Genomic DNA, 15,935 nt, shown 5'->3' with positions numbered 1-15,935 from the left:
ATAGAAATCCTCTCGCATGGTACACCTCCTTCGGGGCTTGGCCCCTCTTTTTTCTTACAAGCTTGTTAATTTATCGTTAAAATATGGTAAAATTTAGGCAGGGGGTTAACATGAGGAGCGTAGTGTTGTTTACAGCCATCTTTAGTGTAGCCTTTGCTCAGGAGCTTCTCTTAGAAGAGATAAGGGTTAAAGCCCAAAGGGAGCCCTTCACTGACTCGCTGGAGATAAGGGAGGTAAGAGAGAGCTCTGCAAAGGATCTGGGTGAAGCCCTTCAGAAGATTCCAGGACTCTACTTTCTGCGCAAGGGTCCTATAGCCAACGAGATAGTGCTAAGGGGCTTCAGAAGGGACAACATACGCATAGACCTAGACGGTGTCTACATCTATGGTGCGTGCCCCAACAGAATGGACCCACCTGAAGCACACGTAGACTTTTCCGAGGTTCAAAAGGTTGAGGTGGTAAAGGGCCCTTACGATGTAAGACATGCTGGAGCGATGGCTGGAACAGTGGTAGTAGAGCTAAAAAGACCTAAGCCGGGCTTCCACATGAACCTTAACCTCTCGGCAGGATCTTTCAGCTTTTTCAACCCATCGGGCAGTATATCCTACGCGGATGACAAGTTCTTTGGGCTGGCAGGCTTTTCTTACAGATATTCAAAGCCTTATAAGGATGGGGATGGTAAGAGGATAACCGAGTATGCAAACTACAAAGCCGACGCCATAAACTCTACAGCCTTTAACATAAGGACAGGTTGGCTAAGGTTTGGGTTCTCACCCATAGAAGGGCACCAACTGGAGGTCTCCTACACAAAACAGAAGATGGATCATGTTCTTTATCCTGCTCTTATGATGGATGCCGTGTACGACAACGCAAATAGGTTTGGTCTAAAGTACAAGGTAAAAGATTTACTGAACTTAGAGCTCTATTACTCAGACGTGGATCATTGGATGGACTCAAGGTACAGGATCTCACCCTACATGGCAACGGATGCCAAGACCAAGGCTTACGGTGGAAGGTTAGAAGGAAACTGGAAAGGTCTCCTTATGGGATTTGAAGCATACTACAGAAACTGGGACGCTATCAACTACATGATGAACATGTCCCAGAACGTAATACCGGACGTGGATGTAAAGAGCTTTGGAGTTTACGGACAGTACACAAAGGATGTAGGGCAAAATCTTAAGCTGACGGCAGGCCTCAGGCTTGACACCACCAAAACCGAGGCGGACAGCTCCAAAGCCAACACAAACCTCTACTTTGACTACCATGGTACAAGGAGCACCTCCAAGACGGACGTATACCCATCCGGAAACATCCAGCTGACCTACAAGCCGGCCAAAGACCTTGAGATCTTTATGGGCTTAGGTCATGCTGTGAGGGTACCAGATCCTCAGGAAAGGTACTTTGCCTTTAAAAGGATGTCCGGTTGGGATTGGGTAGGAAACCCAGAGCTAAAGCCCTCCAGAAACACGCAGCTGGACCTAGGACTCAGACACTCAACACCCAGAAACCTCTTTAAGGCAAACCTCTACTACAGCTACGTGATGGACTACATAACCCTTTACAAGCAAAACAAGATAAACAACACCTCAGGGAGCATGAACAACCAGGCTATGTCCTACGCCAACGTGAACGCACGGTTCTTTGGCTTTGAGTTGGAAGATAGGCTCTCTCTGACAGATACCCTTTTTGTACTTGCCTCCGCCGCTTACGTAGACGCAAGAAAGGATACAAAACCTAACAAGAACATAAAAGACAAGGATGTAGCCGAGATTCCTCCTCTGAACGGAAGAGTGGCTCTAAGGTACGACACTGGTCTGTACTTTGGAGAGCTTGAGATGGTGGCTTTCGCAACACAGTACAAGGTAGACTCGGACGTGAACGAGCAAAGAACATCAGGCTACGCCGTGCTGAACCTCAAGGCTGGTGTAAACTACAAGGGTCTTACTGTAAACGCAGGTGTGGACAACTTACTTGACAAAAAGTATTACTCTTACCTGTCTTACGTGAGGAATCCCTTCTCCACTGGTGTTAAGGTGCCTGAACCTGGAAGGACCTTCTACCTTTCTGCCTCTTACAGCTTCTAAGCCATAGCCAGGGGGCTCTTGCCCCTTACCTTTTCCTTATTGCTTCCAACAGGCTCTTCTCTAGGAAGCTTACCATATAGTTAAACTTTCTGTCTGTCCTCATCCTCTCTTCTACCTTTTTGACGGCGTATATGGCAGTGGTGTGGTCCTTCTTTCCAAAGTACCTGCTTATCTCCACGTAGGAGCAGTTTATCACCTTCTTGGCAAGGTACATGCTTACTTGCCTGGCGTTTTGAATCTTCTTCTCCCTTGAGTCCTTCAAAAGCTCTGAGGGCTTTAGTCCAAAGCTCTTGGCTACAAAGGATACTACAAAATCCAGGTCCACATTCCTCTTTTCCTTAGCGCTCTGAAGGGTTTTTTCAACCCCAACCACCTTCAGTGTCTTAATAGCACCCTCTATCTCCCTTACGTTGTAGCCCGTGTTCTCAAAGATGTAGTTTACTACCTTCTCGTCTATAGGAAGTCCCATGAGAGCAAGCTTTTGCCTTATTATGGATAGCTTGGTCTTATCGTCAAGGCCTACCTGTAGGACGAGTCCACTCTCAAACCTGCTTATGAGCCTGTCAGGTATGTCTTTAAGGTCTTTAGGATGTCTGTCGCTGACGAGGACTATCTGCTTGTCCTGGGCCATCATCTTCTCGGATATCCTGAAGAGCTCTACCTGTGTCCTTTCCTTGCCAGCCAAAAACTGTATGTCGTCCAGTAGGAGTATGTCTAGGTTCGTGTACTTTTCTCTGAAGGCTTCTATGTTATCCGCCTTCAAGAACTTCACCATCTCGTCTGAGAAATCGTTAGCTGAGGTATAGGCTACCTTGTAACCTTTAGAGGCTGCTAGGTTACCTATGGCATGCAGGAGGTGCGTCTTTCCTAGACCTACACCACCGTATATAAACAGAGGGTTGAAGGCTGTACCAGGGTTTTGTGCTACTTCAAGACAGACCTTGTACACAAGCTCGTTTGAAGGCCCCACCACATAGTTGTCAAAGGTGTACTTGTCTACCACATGGTAGGCTATGCCTTTCTTATGCTTCTCTTCAAAGACTACTTCAAGCCTTTTTGGAAAGCCTATGAGCCTTGTCCTTATGTAGTTTTCTGCCCAAGCCTTGTATTCCTCAGAAGGAGCCCTCAACACTACATGATCCTGGTACTCTTCTATCACGAACTTTTGGAATATGGACAGGGCCAGCCTGTCTAACCTCTCTATGAGCTTTAGGAACTTTATACCCTCTTGCATCTTTTACCTATTTAAACCTGTCTTCCTTGTAAAAGGTAAAACTTCATACGTTACCCTCATGGCCTCCTCATGGTGTGTCCTATAACCTAAGGTAAGGACAAAGTTTTATCCAAAGAGGGTGAGAAACCTCTCCTCAGGTATACGAGGAAGCCCGAGGACCTTCACGTTGTGCAAGAGGTGTTCTTTTTTGCTCATACCTACGAGAGCAGTCCCAACACCTGGCGTGTTTATCACGAATGCAAGGGCTGTGAGCACGTCGTCATCGGTACCGAAGAATTCCTTTAGCTTGTGTGGTACCCTTCCTATCACGTTCCCCTGGTATATGCTGGCACTCGTGTAGATGTAAAGGCCAAGCTCTTTACAAGCTTCTATTGTGGAGAGCTTCTTCCCATTTACCTCCTGGTTTTTGAGTGTAAAGGCCTCCGGCATGCCTAGGTTGTATGGAAGCTGTATAAACCTAAGGTGATGATCTTCACCTGCTACCTCCCTAGCTATAGAAAGGATCTGGCTTAGGTCAAGGTATATCCTTGAGGAAGGGCTAACTCTAAAGCCGCTCCAAGTGGCAAGTCCGTAGTACTTTAGCCTTCCTTCCTTTACCTTATGTTCCAAGAGTTCAAAACACTCCCTTAGCTTCCTGTAGAAAGTCTCTCTTGGGAAGAAGTTGAGTTGCTCCTCAGGGTTGTGTAGAAAGTATACGTCTATGTAATCCGTCCTGAGGTTTTCCAAGCTTTTGTTAAAGCACCAGTCTATAAAGCTAGCTCCCAGGTAGTGTCCCTGGGGGGTCATCTCCTCAAGCTTTATAATACCAGTGTTTACAAAGTTCTCGTAGAAGTAATCCTTTGGGTCTTGGCCAAGGTCGTAGTCGTAGGGTACGTATCCACCTTTTGTGGATAGGAAAACCTTTTCTCTTCCTACCTCTTGTAACACCTGGCCTATATCCCTCTCGCTCTTCATGTACCTGTAGACTATGGCCGTGTCCACCACGTTTATGCCAAGCCTTATGCCTTCCCTTATAACCTCTTTGTAGCCTTCGCTAGTCTTCTGGTCTAGCTCACCCAAGTAAGTCCCAATGCCTAACTTAGACAGGTTCATCCCAAAAACTCCTCCAGAAGTTTTTCAAAGCTCTTCTTTGTCTTCGAAAGGTAGTTTATTACATACTTTCCGATCACATCAAACTCCACGTTTACATAGTCTCCTACCTTCCTGACCTTCAGATTGGTGTTGTGGTAGGTGTGAGGTATGACGTTTATGCTTACTGTGTTGCCCCTTATGTAGTTTACCGTCAAGCTTATACCATCTATACCTATAGATCCCTTCTCCACAACATACAGGGTGTCTGGTAACTCCACTTCGAGTGTCCAGTGTTCGCCTAGCTTATCCAGCCTGGTTATCCTTCCCATACAGTCCACATGTCCCTGTAGTATGTGCCCACCCAGGCGATCATCCGCCCTCAAAGCTCTCTCTAGGTTGACAAGGTCTCCCTTCTTCAAAAGCCTTAGGTTGCTCCTGCTTAGGGTTTCCGGAGACAGGTCAAAGGTCATTAGCCCATCCCTACCTTCCACAAGGGTAAGGCAAACTCCGTTAACCGCCACACTTTCCCCTAGCTTAAGGTCCTCAAAGGAAGAGCTTACCACAAGCCTACCACCTGAGGATGATACCCTAAGGTCTTGGACTTTCCCTACCTCCTGCACAAGACCCGTAAACATCAGAGCTCTACCCTATTGGCATCGAATACAGGACCTTCGTAACATACCCTCACGTAAGAACCATTTCTTTCCTTTACCACACATCCCAGGCACACACCCCAACCACATGCCATGCGTGACTCTAAAGAGAGATATATTCTGTAGCCTTCTATCCTCTGAAGTGCTTTGAGCATGGCTTTAGGACCGCATGCATGTACTATCCACGAGCTGTCAAAGTCTTTTAGCACTTCCACCACCTTCCCCTTCCTGCCTAAACTTCCGTCTTCAGTGAAAAGCTCGTATTCAAAACCTTCTTCCTTTAGCCACTCTTCCATGCCGAGGTGTTCCTTTGTCCTACCACCGTAGGCTATAAAAACCCTCTTGCCCTCAGACCTTAGCTCCTTGGCAAGCAAGGTAAGACCTGCAAGACCCACACCACCACCTATGAGAAGATGCTTTTCTCCATCCTTGTTGAAAAGGCCCTTCCCAAGAGGCCCAAAGACTTCAAGGCTTTCCCCTTCCCTTACTTGAGAAAGAAGGTAAGTACCACGCCCGTACACATCGTAGAAGATGAGAAGTCTGTCTTCTCTCAAGTCAGCCACTGCAAAAGCTCTTCTTCCCATAGGATCAAGGCTTTTGGAAACCTTTAGCATCAAAAACTGCCCTGCCTTAGGCGTTTCCATGCCAGGACAGGAAAGTTCCAAAAGGTAGAGCCTACCAGAAATGTGTCGATTCTTTAGCACCCTACACGTATGGTCCTTCATACTCTATTTCTCCTTAAAAGTTCATCACCCAACAGATTAAAGGCAAGCACCAGGAGGAAGATAGCTACACCTGGAGAAAGAAGCCAAGGGTAGTTAGTAAGGACCGTGATATTCTTAGCGTAAGCTAGCATGTTGCCCCAGCTTGGAAAAGGTTCCTGTACACCAAGGCCCAAGAAGCTCAAGGAAGACTCAGCCAGTACGTAGGCAGGAAAGGACAGGGTAGCCGATACTATAAGGTAATAATAAGTGTTGGGAAGTATATGCTTTACTATTATTCTCAAGTGGCCAGCTCCATAAGTCTTGGCAGCAAGAACAAACTCCTTCTCCCTGATAGACAGAGCCATACCCCTTACCACCCTGGCTATACTTGCCCATCCCAAGAAGGAGATTATGAAGATGACCATCAAGAACACCTCAAAGCTCTCCATGGTTATGGGAAAGATGGACCTAAGGGCCAGCATAAGGTAAAAGGTGGGTATGGCCAATAGCACCTCCACCAGCCTCATTATAAAGGCATCTACCTTGCCACCCATGTACCCAGAAAAACCACCCACCAAAGCACCCACCGTAAAGGTCACGAGCACACCCATAAAACCTACAGACAAGGGAACTCTTGCACCGTAGACTATCCTTGAGAATACATCCCTTCCCAGCTGATCAGTTCCAAGCAAGTACACATGACAAGGTTCTCTTGTACTCAAAAGCTTAAAGCCGTAAGTAGTGTGAGTAAAAAACTCAAGCCTGCACGAGACGCTAACATCCTCTTCGTATACCTTAAAGATAGGATCCTTTAGCCTGTATAGGTTTACGTAAGGGAAAGTAAGGCTACCGTCCTTGAAGATATGTACTCGCGTTGGTGGATGGTAAGGAGCTTTACGGTTTTGAAGGTCATAAGGGTAGGGTGCTATGAAAGGGGCAAAGAGGGCCATAAGCAGGAATATGGTTATTATGGTCAGAGAAAACTTCATCCTTTAGGTCTGAAAGCTTTTACCTTAGACTCGTCAGTGGTTATGTAAGGTCCACCTATGAGATCTATGCAGTAGGGAATGGCTGGAAAGACAGCGTCAAGGCACACCCTTATGGACTGGGGTTTTCCAGGAAGGTTAACGATGAGGGTTTTGTTCCTTATGCCAGCCGTCTGCCTTGAGAGTATAGCAGTGGGGACCTGCTTTAAAGACACGGCGCGCATAAGTTCTCCAAAGCCTGGAAGCATCTTTTGACATACGGCCTCGGTAGCCTCCGGTGTAACATCTCTAGGAGCAGGACCAGTACCACCCGTGGTAAGTATAAGGCAACATCCTTCTACATCTGCCATATGTATGAGAGCACCCTCTATAAGATCTCTCTCGTCCGGTACAACACGGTAGACCACTTCAAAAGGGCTTGTGATGACCTCATTGAGGTACTCTATGATAGCTTTGCCGCTTATGTCCTCATACTCTCCCCTGCTGGCTCTATCAGAAACAGTAAGGACGCCTATCTTTGCCTTTTCCATGTAAGATAGTATACTATGCTATCTTTTGCACTCCATACAGACCTCTATGAGCTCACCATGGCCCAGGTGTACTTCAAGGAGAAGAAATTTGGAAAGGCCGTCTTTAGCCTCTTTGTAAGAAAGCTACCTCCAAACAGGAACTTCTTAGTCTCGTGTGGCCTTGAAACTTTAGTGGAAAGGATACAGAACTTTAGGTTTACAGACAGAGAGCTCAAGTACCTCAAGAGTCTTGGTATCTTTGAAGAAGACTTTCTGGACTACCTCGAAAGCTTTTCCTTCAGCGGTGATCTGTACGCCATAGAAGAAGGGAGGGTCGTTTTCCAAAACGAACCCATGGTACAGATAGAAGCTCCCCTGATAGAAGCTCAGATGTTGGAAACCCTAGTTATTAACACAATACACTTTCAAACTCTAATAGCTTCCAAGGCTGTAAGATCCTTTCTAGTAAGCCAAGGCAAACAACTCATAGACTTTGGCCTGAGAAGGGCCCATGGTCTTGAGGCAGGTCTCTATGCTGCCAGGGCTTCCTACGTAGCCGGTTTTGCAGGAACTTCCAACCTTGAAGCAGGTTTAAGGTTTGGCATACCAGTGTTTGGTACCATGGCCCATTCTTTTGTGATGATATACGAGGAAGAGGAAGAAGCATTCAGAGCCTTTGCCAAGGTATACCCAGAAAGAACCATACTCCTCATAGATACCTACGACACTATAGAAGGAGCCAAAAAGGCCATAAAACTCATGAAGGAAGGCTACAGGGTAGTAGGAGTGAGGATAGACAGCGGAGACCTAAAAACCCTTTCAAAAGAGGTTAGAAGGCTCTTTGACCAAGAAGGCTTTAACCACGTTAAGATAGTAGTAAGCGGCGGACTGGATGAGTATGACATCCAAGACCTTTTATCCTCTGGGTGCCCCATAGATGCCTTTGGAGTAGGGACCAAGTTCATAACATCCTCCGACAGCCCATATCTAGACATAGCTTACAAGCTAGTAGAGTACGAGGGCAAACCCAAGTACAAAACAAGCCCAGGCAAAGCTACATTCCCCTACAAAAGACAGGTAATAAGGGAGTACGAAGGTAGTCTCATCAAAAAGGACCTAGTAGTAAGGTACAAGGAAGGTGGCCTGGTTAAAAAAATCATGGAGAAAGGAAAGCTCGTAGAATCTTTGCCATCCTTGGAAAAGATAAAACAGACGCTTATGGAGGATCTCAAAAGTCTACCTGACGAGCTAAAAGGCCTACAGAAAGCCCACTTCACCGTAGAGATAATAGACTAAAATATGGAAAGGTTTTTAGGCAAGAAAATCTATGGACAGAAGGTAGCCATAGAAGGTCAAGAGCTGAAGCACCTAAAGGTAAAAAGGATAAAGGCAGGAGAACTCCTGGAAGTTTTAACACAAGAGGGTTGGTTTTTATGCAAGTTCGAGGGTTTTCAAAAAGATTTAGGCATATGTCAAATAGTAGAGAGGATAGAATACACACCGAGGTTTCCCACCATAACCCTCTACCAGTGCACACCTGTACACCTAAAGACCATGGAGGATGTTATAGTAGGAGTAAGCCAGGCAGGAGCGCACAGGCTAGTGCCCGTCATATCCGAAAGGAGCTTCAGGGACAAGAAAACCATACTGGAAAAACTACCAAGATGGGAAAAGCTATCGCTCGAGTCCCTAAAGCAGTGCGGCAGGAGGGAGCCTCTTATAGTAGACCATCCGGTGGAGCTTTCCAAGCTTGAGACCACCTCAGACTTAAACCTAGTTCTTGATAACTACCAGGAAGGTTTAAAGATCAAGGATCTAAGGCTTGAAGGTGTAAAAAGTATAAGCCTGGTGGTAGGTCCAGAGGGTGGCTTTTCCAGCAAAGAAGTCCAGATGCTCAAAGACAAGGGTTTTATAGCCCTCAGGTTGGAGCCTTACACCTACCGCCTCGAGGCAGCTTCCTTAGTGGCCGTAGCTATACTTACAAACCTAGTATAATTATTAAGGGGGTTGTATGGCATCTGACCTGACCTTCTTTGTAAACGAAGAAGGTGAAACGCTAAAAGACAGGTTCATAAAGCTCATAAAAGATTGCAGAAGCTTTGATTGCATCACAGGTTACTTTCACATAACAGGCTTTCATGCTATTTACAAAGCCCTAGAAAACGCAGAGAAAATAAGGATCCTTATAGGGATGGGGACAACGCCCGAAGTAAGCAAATATATCATAGAAGCTTACTCTATCAAAGATGTAGAGGAGGATGTTAAGACCCGTATAAAGGATGAAATGGACAACTCTGAGGACAGTTTAGAAGTTGAGGAAGGAGTTCGAAAGTTTATTGAGTGGATAAGACAAAATAAGCTTGAGATAAAAGCTTATCCATCCCGTAGACTTCATGCAAAAGTGTACATATTCACCTTTAAAGAAGGGGATAGAGATGTAGGAAGGGTTATCACAGGATCAAGCAATTTCACTCAATCTGGACTTACAGACAACCTTGAGTTCAACGTGGAGTTAAAAAACAGAGCTGATTATGAATTTGCAAAACGTAAGTTTGAAGAGTTGTGGGAACAAGCCATTGACATCACTGAAGTGTTCACTAAAACAATCAGTGAAGAAACCTGGCTGAAAGAAGATATCACCCCTTATGAACTATACCTTAAGTTCCTGTACGAGTATTTTAAGGATGAGCTTTCTTTATCTGATGAGGTTTTCCTACAGTATTTACCTGAAGGTTTTAAAGAATTCGAATACCAAAAACAAGCAGTTTTAAACGCCAAAAAAATACTAGAAGAGTACGGTGGTGTTTTCCTTTCCGATGTGGTAGGGCTTGGTAAAACTTACATGGCAGCAATGCTCGTAAAACAGCTTGATGGTAGAACACTTGTCATAGCTCCACCTGCGCTTATTGACAAAAATAATCCAGGTTCATGGCCTAATGTTTTTTCCGATTTTCGTATCCCAGCTGACTTTGTATCAATTGGTAAGCTAGATGAGGCAGTAGAGTCAATAAAGAAAAGAGAATATAAAAATATCATCGTAGACGAAGCTCATCGCTTCAGGAATGAAACAACCGTTAGTTATGAAAAAATTTCTGAAGTCTGCCGCGGAAAAAGAGTAATCTTGATATCTGCAACTCCTTATAATAACTCACCAAGAGATATTCTAGCACAGATTAAACTATTTCAAAGCCCAAAAAACAGTACTATACCAGGTGTTAGAGACCTTGAGAAATTTTTCAAGAAGCTTGAAGAGAGATTAAAAAAAGTTGATCGCCAAAAAGACTATGAGCAATATCTGAAAACAGTAAGAGAAAACGCCAAGGAAATCCGAGATAAGGTTTTGAAATATATAATGGTTAGAAGGACAAGATCGGAGATTGCAAAATATTTTGCAGAGGATTTAGAGAAAAACAATATTAAATTTCCAGAAGTTGAAGACCCAAAGCCCTTTTATTACCAGTTAAACGATGATGAAGACAGGATATTTATGGAGACCGTAAGGTTAATAACCCAGGAGTTTAGGTATGCACGTTATATGCCATTACTTTATCTAAAGAAGTCCATCACTCGACTGGAAGAACAATCGCAAAAAAACATGGGCAGTTTTATGAAGGTACTTCTCGTAAAACGTCTTGAAAGCAGCTTTTATGCATTCAGAAAAAGCGTGGACAGGTTTATTCGCTCCTACGAAATGTTTATTAAAGAATACGAGAACGGAAATGTCTACATAAGTAAAGACATTAGCATACATAAGATAATTGAATATTTGGAAGAAGGTGATGATGAAAAAATCCAGGAACTTATTGATAAAGGGAAAGTAAAAAAATACAATAGTGAAGATTTTAAACCCGAGTTTAAAGAAGATCTAGAAAAAGACTTAGGGATTTTAAAAAAGATAAAGTCTATGTGGGAATCTATAAATAGGGATCCAAAGCTTGAAAAATTGCTATACGAATTAGAAAATAACCCAATCCTCAAGAACAAGAAAATAATAATCTTTACGGAGTCTAAAGAAACAGCTGATTACTTGGCTGAGAAGATAAACGAAAAGTTTGGTCGAACTGCTCTCCTGTTTCATAGTGGTATGTCTGAAAAGGTAAAGAATGAGATCATAGAAAACTTTGATGCAAGAGCAAAAGATAAGAAGGATGATTATAAAATACTTGTTACGACAGACATTCTTTCTGAGGGTGTAAACCTTCATAGGTCAAACATCGTGATAAACTACGATATACCTTGGAATCCAACAAGATTAATGCAAAGGGTAGGAAGGGTTAACAGAATAGGCACAGAGTTTGATAAGATTTATGTTTTCAACTTTTTCCCAACAATACAAGCAGACTCTGAAATTGAGCTTACAAAAATTGCTCGTTCAAAGATAGAAGCCTTTTTAACGTTACTGGGTAGCGATAGCGCAATCTTAACCGAAGGAGAACCTGTTTCTTCTCATGAACTGTTTGATAAACTGCTTTCGAAGAAAACACTCATGGAAGATGAAGAGGAGGAAGAAAGTGAACTGAAGTATTTGAGGATTATTGAAAAAATCCGTGATGAAAACCCTAAGCTCTTTAAAAAAATACAGAATCTTCCTAAAAAAGCTCGTTCTGCAAAAATAATCCCTCAATCCTTAAGGGATATTGCTCCTCCTAACTCGCTAATCACTTTCTTCAGAAAAGGTAAGCTAATGAAATTCTTTATCTCAGACAGAGAAAAAGAGACAGCCATAGAGCTTGATTTCTTGACAGCCGCAAAGATTCTCGAAAGCACGCAGGATGAGAAAAGAGCAAAATTATCCCTTGAGGATTATTATAAACTCCTTAATAAAAATAGAAATGCGTTCTCTAATGCAACTGCAGAAGAAAACAGTGAACCTCACGGACATGGTGGTTCTGACATTTATGCCAAACTTTTAAAAATCCTAAAAGCAATACAGAGAAACAGTGAACAAATTCCTAAAGAGGATAAAAAGTTCCTGAACATAATCATAAAGCGGCTAGAAGAAAGAGTCCTACCAAAACGAATAGTAAAGGAAATTCTAAAAGAATTAGAGAAACTTGGAAAAGGAATACAGGATCCATTAAAAGTAATAGATGTATTAAAAAGAAAAGTGCCGGCCACATTTCTTAATGACCACCATGCAAAAACTTCTGCTAAAATAAAAGAAAACGAAGAGGTTGTACTCTCGCTTTATCTAGTGAGGGAAGAAGATGGATAAAGAGCAGGCTAAGAAGATCGTAAGAGAAACATTTGAAAAGCCTTTTGATAGGGACAGGTACGTCAGGTTTCTTAAGAATTTATTGAAATCCTTTGAGGATAAACCCTTTGTCTACCAGGGTAACTATATTCCCGATCCCTTTAAACAGTACATAAAATCACTAGAAAGAATCGGTAAATATGTCAACTATGATAAAGAGCAAGAAAAAGAAGAAAAGATTGATCTACTGATAGTCACTCTAAAAAAGGAAACTTCCCTTGAAAGAGCCAGAACAGTGCAAAGGAACTTTGTTGCTTGGTACTTAAAAGGAAGTAGGGGCGGAGAGTTTAAGGATGCAGCACTAGTAGCTTTTGTATCTCCTAATAGTGAAGATTGGAGGTTTTCTCTTGTTAAGCTGGATTATCGTTTTGAAGGAACAAAGGTTAAAGAAGAGCTTACACCTGCAAAAAGGTTTTCCTTCCTGGTTGGCAAGAATGAAAAGAGTCATACAGCACAGAGCAGGTTTGTCCCACTGCTTGAAAAGGATACTCTCATAACCTTGAAGGATTTAGAGGAAGCATTCAGCGTTGAAAGGGTCACGGAGGAGTTCTTTGAGAAATACAGGGATCTATTTATAAGAACAAAAGAAAAACTTGAGGAGCTTAAAGAAAAAGATCCAAGGGTAAAGCAAGAATTTGAAAGCAAAAATATAGACACTGTTGACTTTGCGAAGAAGCTTTTGGGTCAGATTACATTTTTATACTTTTTGCAGAAGAAGGGGTGGTTTGGAGTTAAAAAGGGAGAAGATTGGGGAACAGGACCAAAGGATTTTATAAGGAGGCTGTTTAACAGAGAGTATGGTGATTATGATAATTTCTTCAATGATATTCTTGAACCACTTTTTTATGAGGCACTAAGAACTGATAGAAGTGCAGATGACCATTACTACAGCAGGTTTAACTGCAGAATTCCATTTTTAAACGGTGGTTTATTCGATCCAATAAATAACTATGATTGGGTAAACGTTGATATCCTTCTTCCTAATGAGCTTTTCTCAAACAAAAACAAAACAAAGGAAGGAGATATAGGAGACGGAATACTTGATGTGTTTGATAGGTATAACTTTACTGTGAATGAAGAGGAGCCGCTTGATAAAGAGGTTGCCCTTGATCCAGAACTGCTTGGAAAAATCTATGAAAAACTAAACGCTATAAGATCTGATAACTTTGATGAATACGTGAAGGTTTTAAAGTCTGGTAAGAAAGGAGATGAAACAAAGTTTAACAAAGAGTATGGTGTCTACTACACACCAAGGGAAATAGTCCACTACATGTGTCAGCAAAGTTTGGTTTATTACCTAGAGAGTGAGCTAAGCTCAAGGCTTCCCAACAAGCCCGAAAACCTCAGAGATGAGATTGAAAAGTTTGTAAAAATGGCAGATTCTATCCAAGAAATAGAGCAAACAGCCATTGAAAAACAAGACTTAATTGAAAAAGGGCAAATAAAATCTACAAAATATGAAAGTCAGATACCACAAGTTATAAGAGATAATGCTGAGCTTATTGATGATCTGTTAGCTAATGTAAAAGTTTGTGATCCTGCAGTTGGTTCAGGTGCATTTCCAATAGGTATGTTGCACGAGATTGTAAAGTTAAGGCAATTGCTTTCTGTATACACTGGAAAAGAAATTAAGACATACGATCTAAAAAGACACTGTATTGAAAACTCTCTTTATGGTGTTGATATAGATCCTGGTGCAGTTGAGGTATGTAAATTGAGATTTTGGCTTTCTCTGATTGTAGATGAGGAAGATTTTCATACTATAAAGCCACTTCCAAACCTTGATTATAAGGTAGTTGTTGGAAATTCTCTTCTGGGAATTGAAAAGAATTTATTTAATAGTAAGGATCTTTTGGAACTTGAACATTTAAAACGTCAATATTTCAATGAGACACATCCGATTAAAAAACGAGAATTAAGGGAAGAAATTGATGGTTTAATCCATAAGATAACAAACGGACATAAGGAGTTTGATTTTAAGGTTTACTTCTCAGAAGTGTTCCACGAAGAAAATGGTAAAAAGGGTTTTGACATAGTAATAGGAAATCCACCGTATGTCAGGCATAAAAGGATAAAAGAACTTAAACCACTATTACAAAAGGCAAAATATAAAATTTACGACTCTACAGCTGACCTATACACTTACTTCTATGAAAAGGGATTGGAGATCTTAAAACCCAACGGAATTCTCTGTTTTATAACAAGCAATAAGTGGATGAGAGCAAAATATGGAGAAAAATTAAGGAAGTTTTTAAAACAGGAAACGGAGGTTTTGAAGATCATCGATTTTAGTGGCTATAGGGTGTTTGAGCAGACCGTTGATACGAACATAATCCTGGTTAGGAAAAAAGCTAGCCCTGGAACTCCTACAGGCATGGTAGAATTTGTTAACGTCAGATCGTTACCGCCAGGTGAAGATGTAATCTCATACATTGAAAATAACTACAACTTCATTCCGCAAGAAAAACTTGATGATAAATGCTGGACTCTTGAAGATGAAGAAGTTTTAAGACTAAAAGAAAAAATAGAACGTGTTGGAAAACCACTAAAAGAATGGGATGTAAAAATTTATATAGGGATTGTAACAGGCTACAACGAGGCATTTATAATTGACACAGAAACCAGGAATAGGATATTAGCTAACTGTAGAACAGAAGAAGAGAGAAAAAGAACAGAAGAAATAATAAAACCTGTTTTAAGAGGTAGGGATATTGGAAAGTATTACTATAAATGGGCGGGGTTGTGGGTTATTTTTATTCCTTGGCATTTTCCTTTGCATGATGACTCATCAATTCAGGGAGCAAGCATAAGGGCAGAGCAAGAATTTAAAAAGCAATATCCAAGTATTTATAATCACCTTTTACAATTTAAAGATACACTGTTAAAAAGAAAAAAAGAAGAAACAGGTATCAGATATGAATGGTATGCCCTACAGCGATGTGCCGCAACTTACTACCCCGAATTTGAAAAAGAAAAAATTGTGTGGCAACATGTAAGTGGAAGATACAATTTCGCATATATTCCACCAGGTTTATATCTAACGAATGCTTTATTTATGATTACTGGGGAAACGTCTATTTTGAAATATCTTATTGGAATTTTAAACAGTAAATTCGCTGATTATCTTTTACTGTTATTTACCAATCTGTCAACTCTCGGAAAATATGCTTATGGAGCAAAAGATAAAATAGAACAACTTCCCATTCCCCCCATCACTCCACAAAACCAACATATAGTTAAACAAATAGAAAACCTTGTTGACCAAATCCTTTCTATTACCCAATCTGAAGACTATCTTGAAAATTCACAAAAGCAAGAGAAAGTTAATGAGTACCAACGTCAGATTGATCAGCTGGTGTATAAACTCTACGGGCTTACAGAGGATGAGATAAGAATCGTGGAAAGATATTTTGGGCAATCCCGCGAGTAGTAACGTA

Annotated in this window: 11 protein-coding genes; 5 read left to right on the top strand and 6 right to left on the bottom strand. The window is 41.9% G+C overall.

Translation table 11 applies throughout. The features are described 5' to 3' along the window. The first annotated feature begins 110 nt into the window (after positions 1 to 110). Complete coding sequence (locus B5444_RS03875) at positions 111 to 2,087, top strand: TonB-dependent receptor (protein WP_079653925.1); 1,977 nt, start codon at positions 111 to 113, stop codon at positions 2,085 to 2,087. Between the two features lie 25 nt (positions 2,088 to 2,112). Here B5444_RS03875 and dnaA read toward each other — a convergent pair whose 3' ends face one another. The 6 genes from dnaA to mog form a co-directional block, all read right to left on the bottom strand. Then, the gene (dnaA, locus tag B5444_RS03870) at positions 2,113 to 3,321 is read right to left on the bottom strand and encodes a chromosomal replication initiator protein DnaA (protein ID WP_079653924.1); all 1,209 of its coding nucleotides are present in this window, start codon (positions 3,319 to 3,321) and stop codon (positions 2,113 to 2,115) included. Positions 3,322 to 3,426: 105 nt separating this feature from the next. After that, a complete protein-coding gene (locus B5444_RS03865) occupies positions 3,427 to 4,413 on the bottom strand; it encodes an aldo/keto reductase (protein WP_079653923.1) in 987 nt (328 codons plus the stop codon). After that, positions 4,410 to 5,027 carry a riboflavin synthase gene (locus B5444_RS03860; RefSeq protein ID WP_079653922.1) on the bottom strand — a complete coding sequence of 206 codons (618 nt, stop codon included), beginning with the start codon at positions 5,025 to 5,027 and terminating at the stop codon, positions 4,410 to 4,412. Before B5444_RS03860 ends, B5444_RS03865 begins: the two co-directional genes overlap by 4 nt. Beyond that, positions 5,027 to 5,770, bottom strand: coding sequence for a dihydroorotate dehydrogenase electron transfer subunit (locus tag B5444_RS03855; RefSeq protein WP_079653921.1), 744 nt, complete (start codon positions 5,768 to 5,770; stop codon positions 5,027 to 5,029). The genes B5444_RS03860 and B5444_RS03855 overlap by 1 nt, the downstream gene beginning before the upstream one ends. Further along, a complete protein-coding gene (locus B5444_RS03850; RefSeq protein WP_079653920.1) occupies positions 5,767 to 6,738 on the bottom strand; it encodes an ABC transporter permease in 972 nt (323 codons plus the stop codon). Before B5444_RS03850 ends, B5444_RS03855 begins: the two co-directional genes overlap by 4 nt. Beyond that, a complete protein-coding gene (gene mog / locus B5444_RS03845) occupies positions 6,735 to 7,265 on the bottom strand; it encodes a molybdopterin adenylyltransferase (protein WP_079653919.1) in 531 nt (176 codons plus the stop codon). The genes B5444_RS03850 and mog overlap by 4 nt, the downstream gene beginning before the upstream one ends. 15 nt (positions 7,266 to 7,280) lie before the next feature. Between mog and B5444_RS03840 the strand changes: the two genes are divergently transcribed. Genes B5444_RS03840 through B5444_RS03825 form a run of 4 tightly spaced genes read left to right on the top strand, consistent with a single transcriptional unit; the run spans position 7,281 to position 15,928 of the window. Continuing rightward, entirely contained in the window at positions 7,281 to 8,540 is a 1,260-nt protein-coding gene (locus B5444_RS03840; RefSeq protein WP_079653918.1) for a nicotinate phosphoribosyltransferase, read from the top strand. A 3-nt stretch (positions 8,541 to 8,543) separates the two neighbouring features. Next, positions 8,544 to 9,239 carry an RsmE family RNA methyltransferase gene (locus tag B5444_RS03835; protein ID WP_079653917.1) on the top strand — a complete coding sequence of 232 codons (696 nt, stop codon included), beginning with the start codon at positions 8,544 to 8,546 and terminating at the stop codon, positions 9,237 to 9,239. A gap of 16 nt (positions 9,240 to 9,255) precedes the next feature. Then, positions 9,256 to 12,459 carry a helicase-related protein gene (locus B5444_RS03830; protein ID WP_079653916.1) on the top strand — a complete coding sequence of 1,068 codons (3,204 nt, stop codon included), beginning with the start codon at positions 9,256 to 9,258 and terminating at the stop codon, positions 12,457 to 12,459. Beyond that, positions 12,452 to 15,928 (top strand): Eco57I restriction-modification methylase domain-containing protein, encoded by a 3,477-nt coding sequence (locus B5444_RS03825; RefSeq protein ID WP_079653915.1) that lies wholly within the window; start codon positions 12,452 to 12,454, stop codon positions 15,926 to 15,928. The genes B5444_RS03830 and B5444_RS03825 overlap by 8 nt, the downstream gene beginning before the upstream one ends. Positions 15,929 to 15,935: the final 7 nt, after the last annotated feature.

This window comes from Thermocrinis minervae (assembly GCF_900142435.1).
Classification (GTDB): domain Bacteria; phylum Aquificota; class Aquificia; order Aquificales; family Aquificaceae; genus Thermocrinis_A; species Thermocrinis_A minervae.
Note: the sequence above shows the minus strand (reverse complement) of the source record. Positions and strands in the feature narration are given on the sequence as shown.

Bases quoted from the DNA above. Each gene is read 5' to 3' on its own strand.
- B5444_RS03865 (WP_079653923.1), bottom strand. From the start codon at position 4,413: ATGAACCTGTCTAAGTTAGGCATTGGGACTTACTTGGGTGAGCTAGAC.
- B5444_RS03840 (WP_079653918.1), top strand. From the start codon at position 7,281: ATGCTATCTTTTGCACTCCATACAGACCTCTATGAGCTCACCATGGCC.
- B5444_RS03860 (WP_079653922.1), bottom strand. From the start codon at position 5,027: ATGTTTACGGGTCTTGTGCAGGAGGTAGGGAAAGTCCAAGACCTTAGG.
- mog (WP_079653919.1), bottom strand. From the start codon at position 7,265: ATGGAAAAGGCAAAGATAGGCGTCCTTACTGTTTCTGATAGAGCCAGC.
- B5444_RS03835 (WP_079653917.1), top strand. From the start codon at position 8,544: ATGGAAAGGTTTTTAGGCAAGAAAATCTATGGACAGAAGGTAGCCATA.
- B5444_RS03875 (WP_079653925.1), top strand. From the start codon at position 111: ATGAGGAGCGTAGTGTTGTTTACAGCCATCTTTAGTGTAGCCTTTGCT.
- B5444_RS03855 (WP_079653921.1), bottom strand. From the start codon at position 5,770: ATGAAGGACCATACGTGTAGGGTGCTAAAGAATCGACACATTTCTGGT.
- B5444_RS03850 (WP_079653920.1), bottom strand. From the start codon at position 6,738: ATGAAGTTTTCTCTGACCATAATAACCATATTCCTGCTTATGGCCCTC.
- dnaA (WP_079653924.1), bottom strand. From the start codon at position 3,321: ATGCAAGAGGGTATAAAGTTCCTAAAGCTCATAGAGAGGTTAGACAGG.
- B5444_RS03830 (WP_079653916.1), top strand. From the start codon at position 9,256: ATGGCATCTGACCTGACCTTCTTTGTAAACGAAGAAGGTGAAACGCTA.
- B5444_RS03825 (WP_079653915.1), top strand. From the start codon at position 12,452: ATGGATAAAGAGCAGGCTAAGAAGATCGTAAGAGAAACATTTGAAAAG.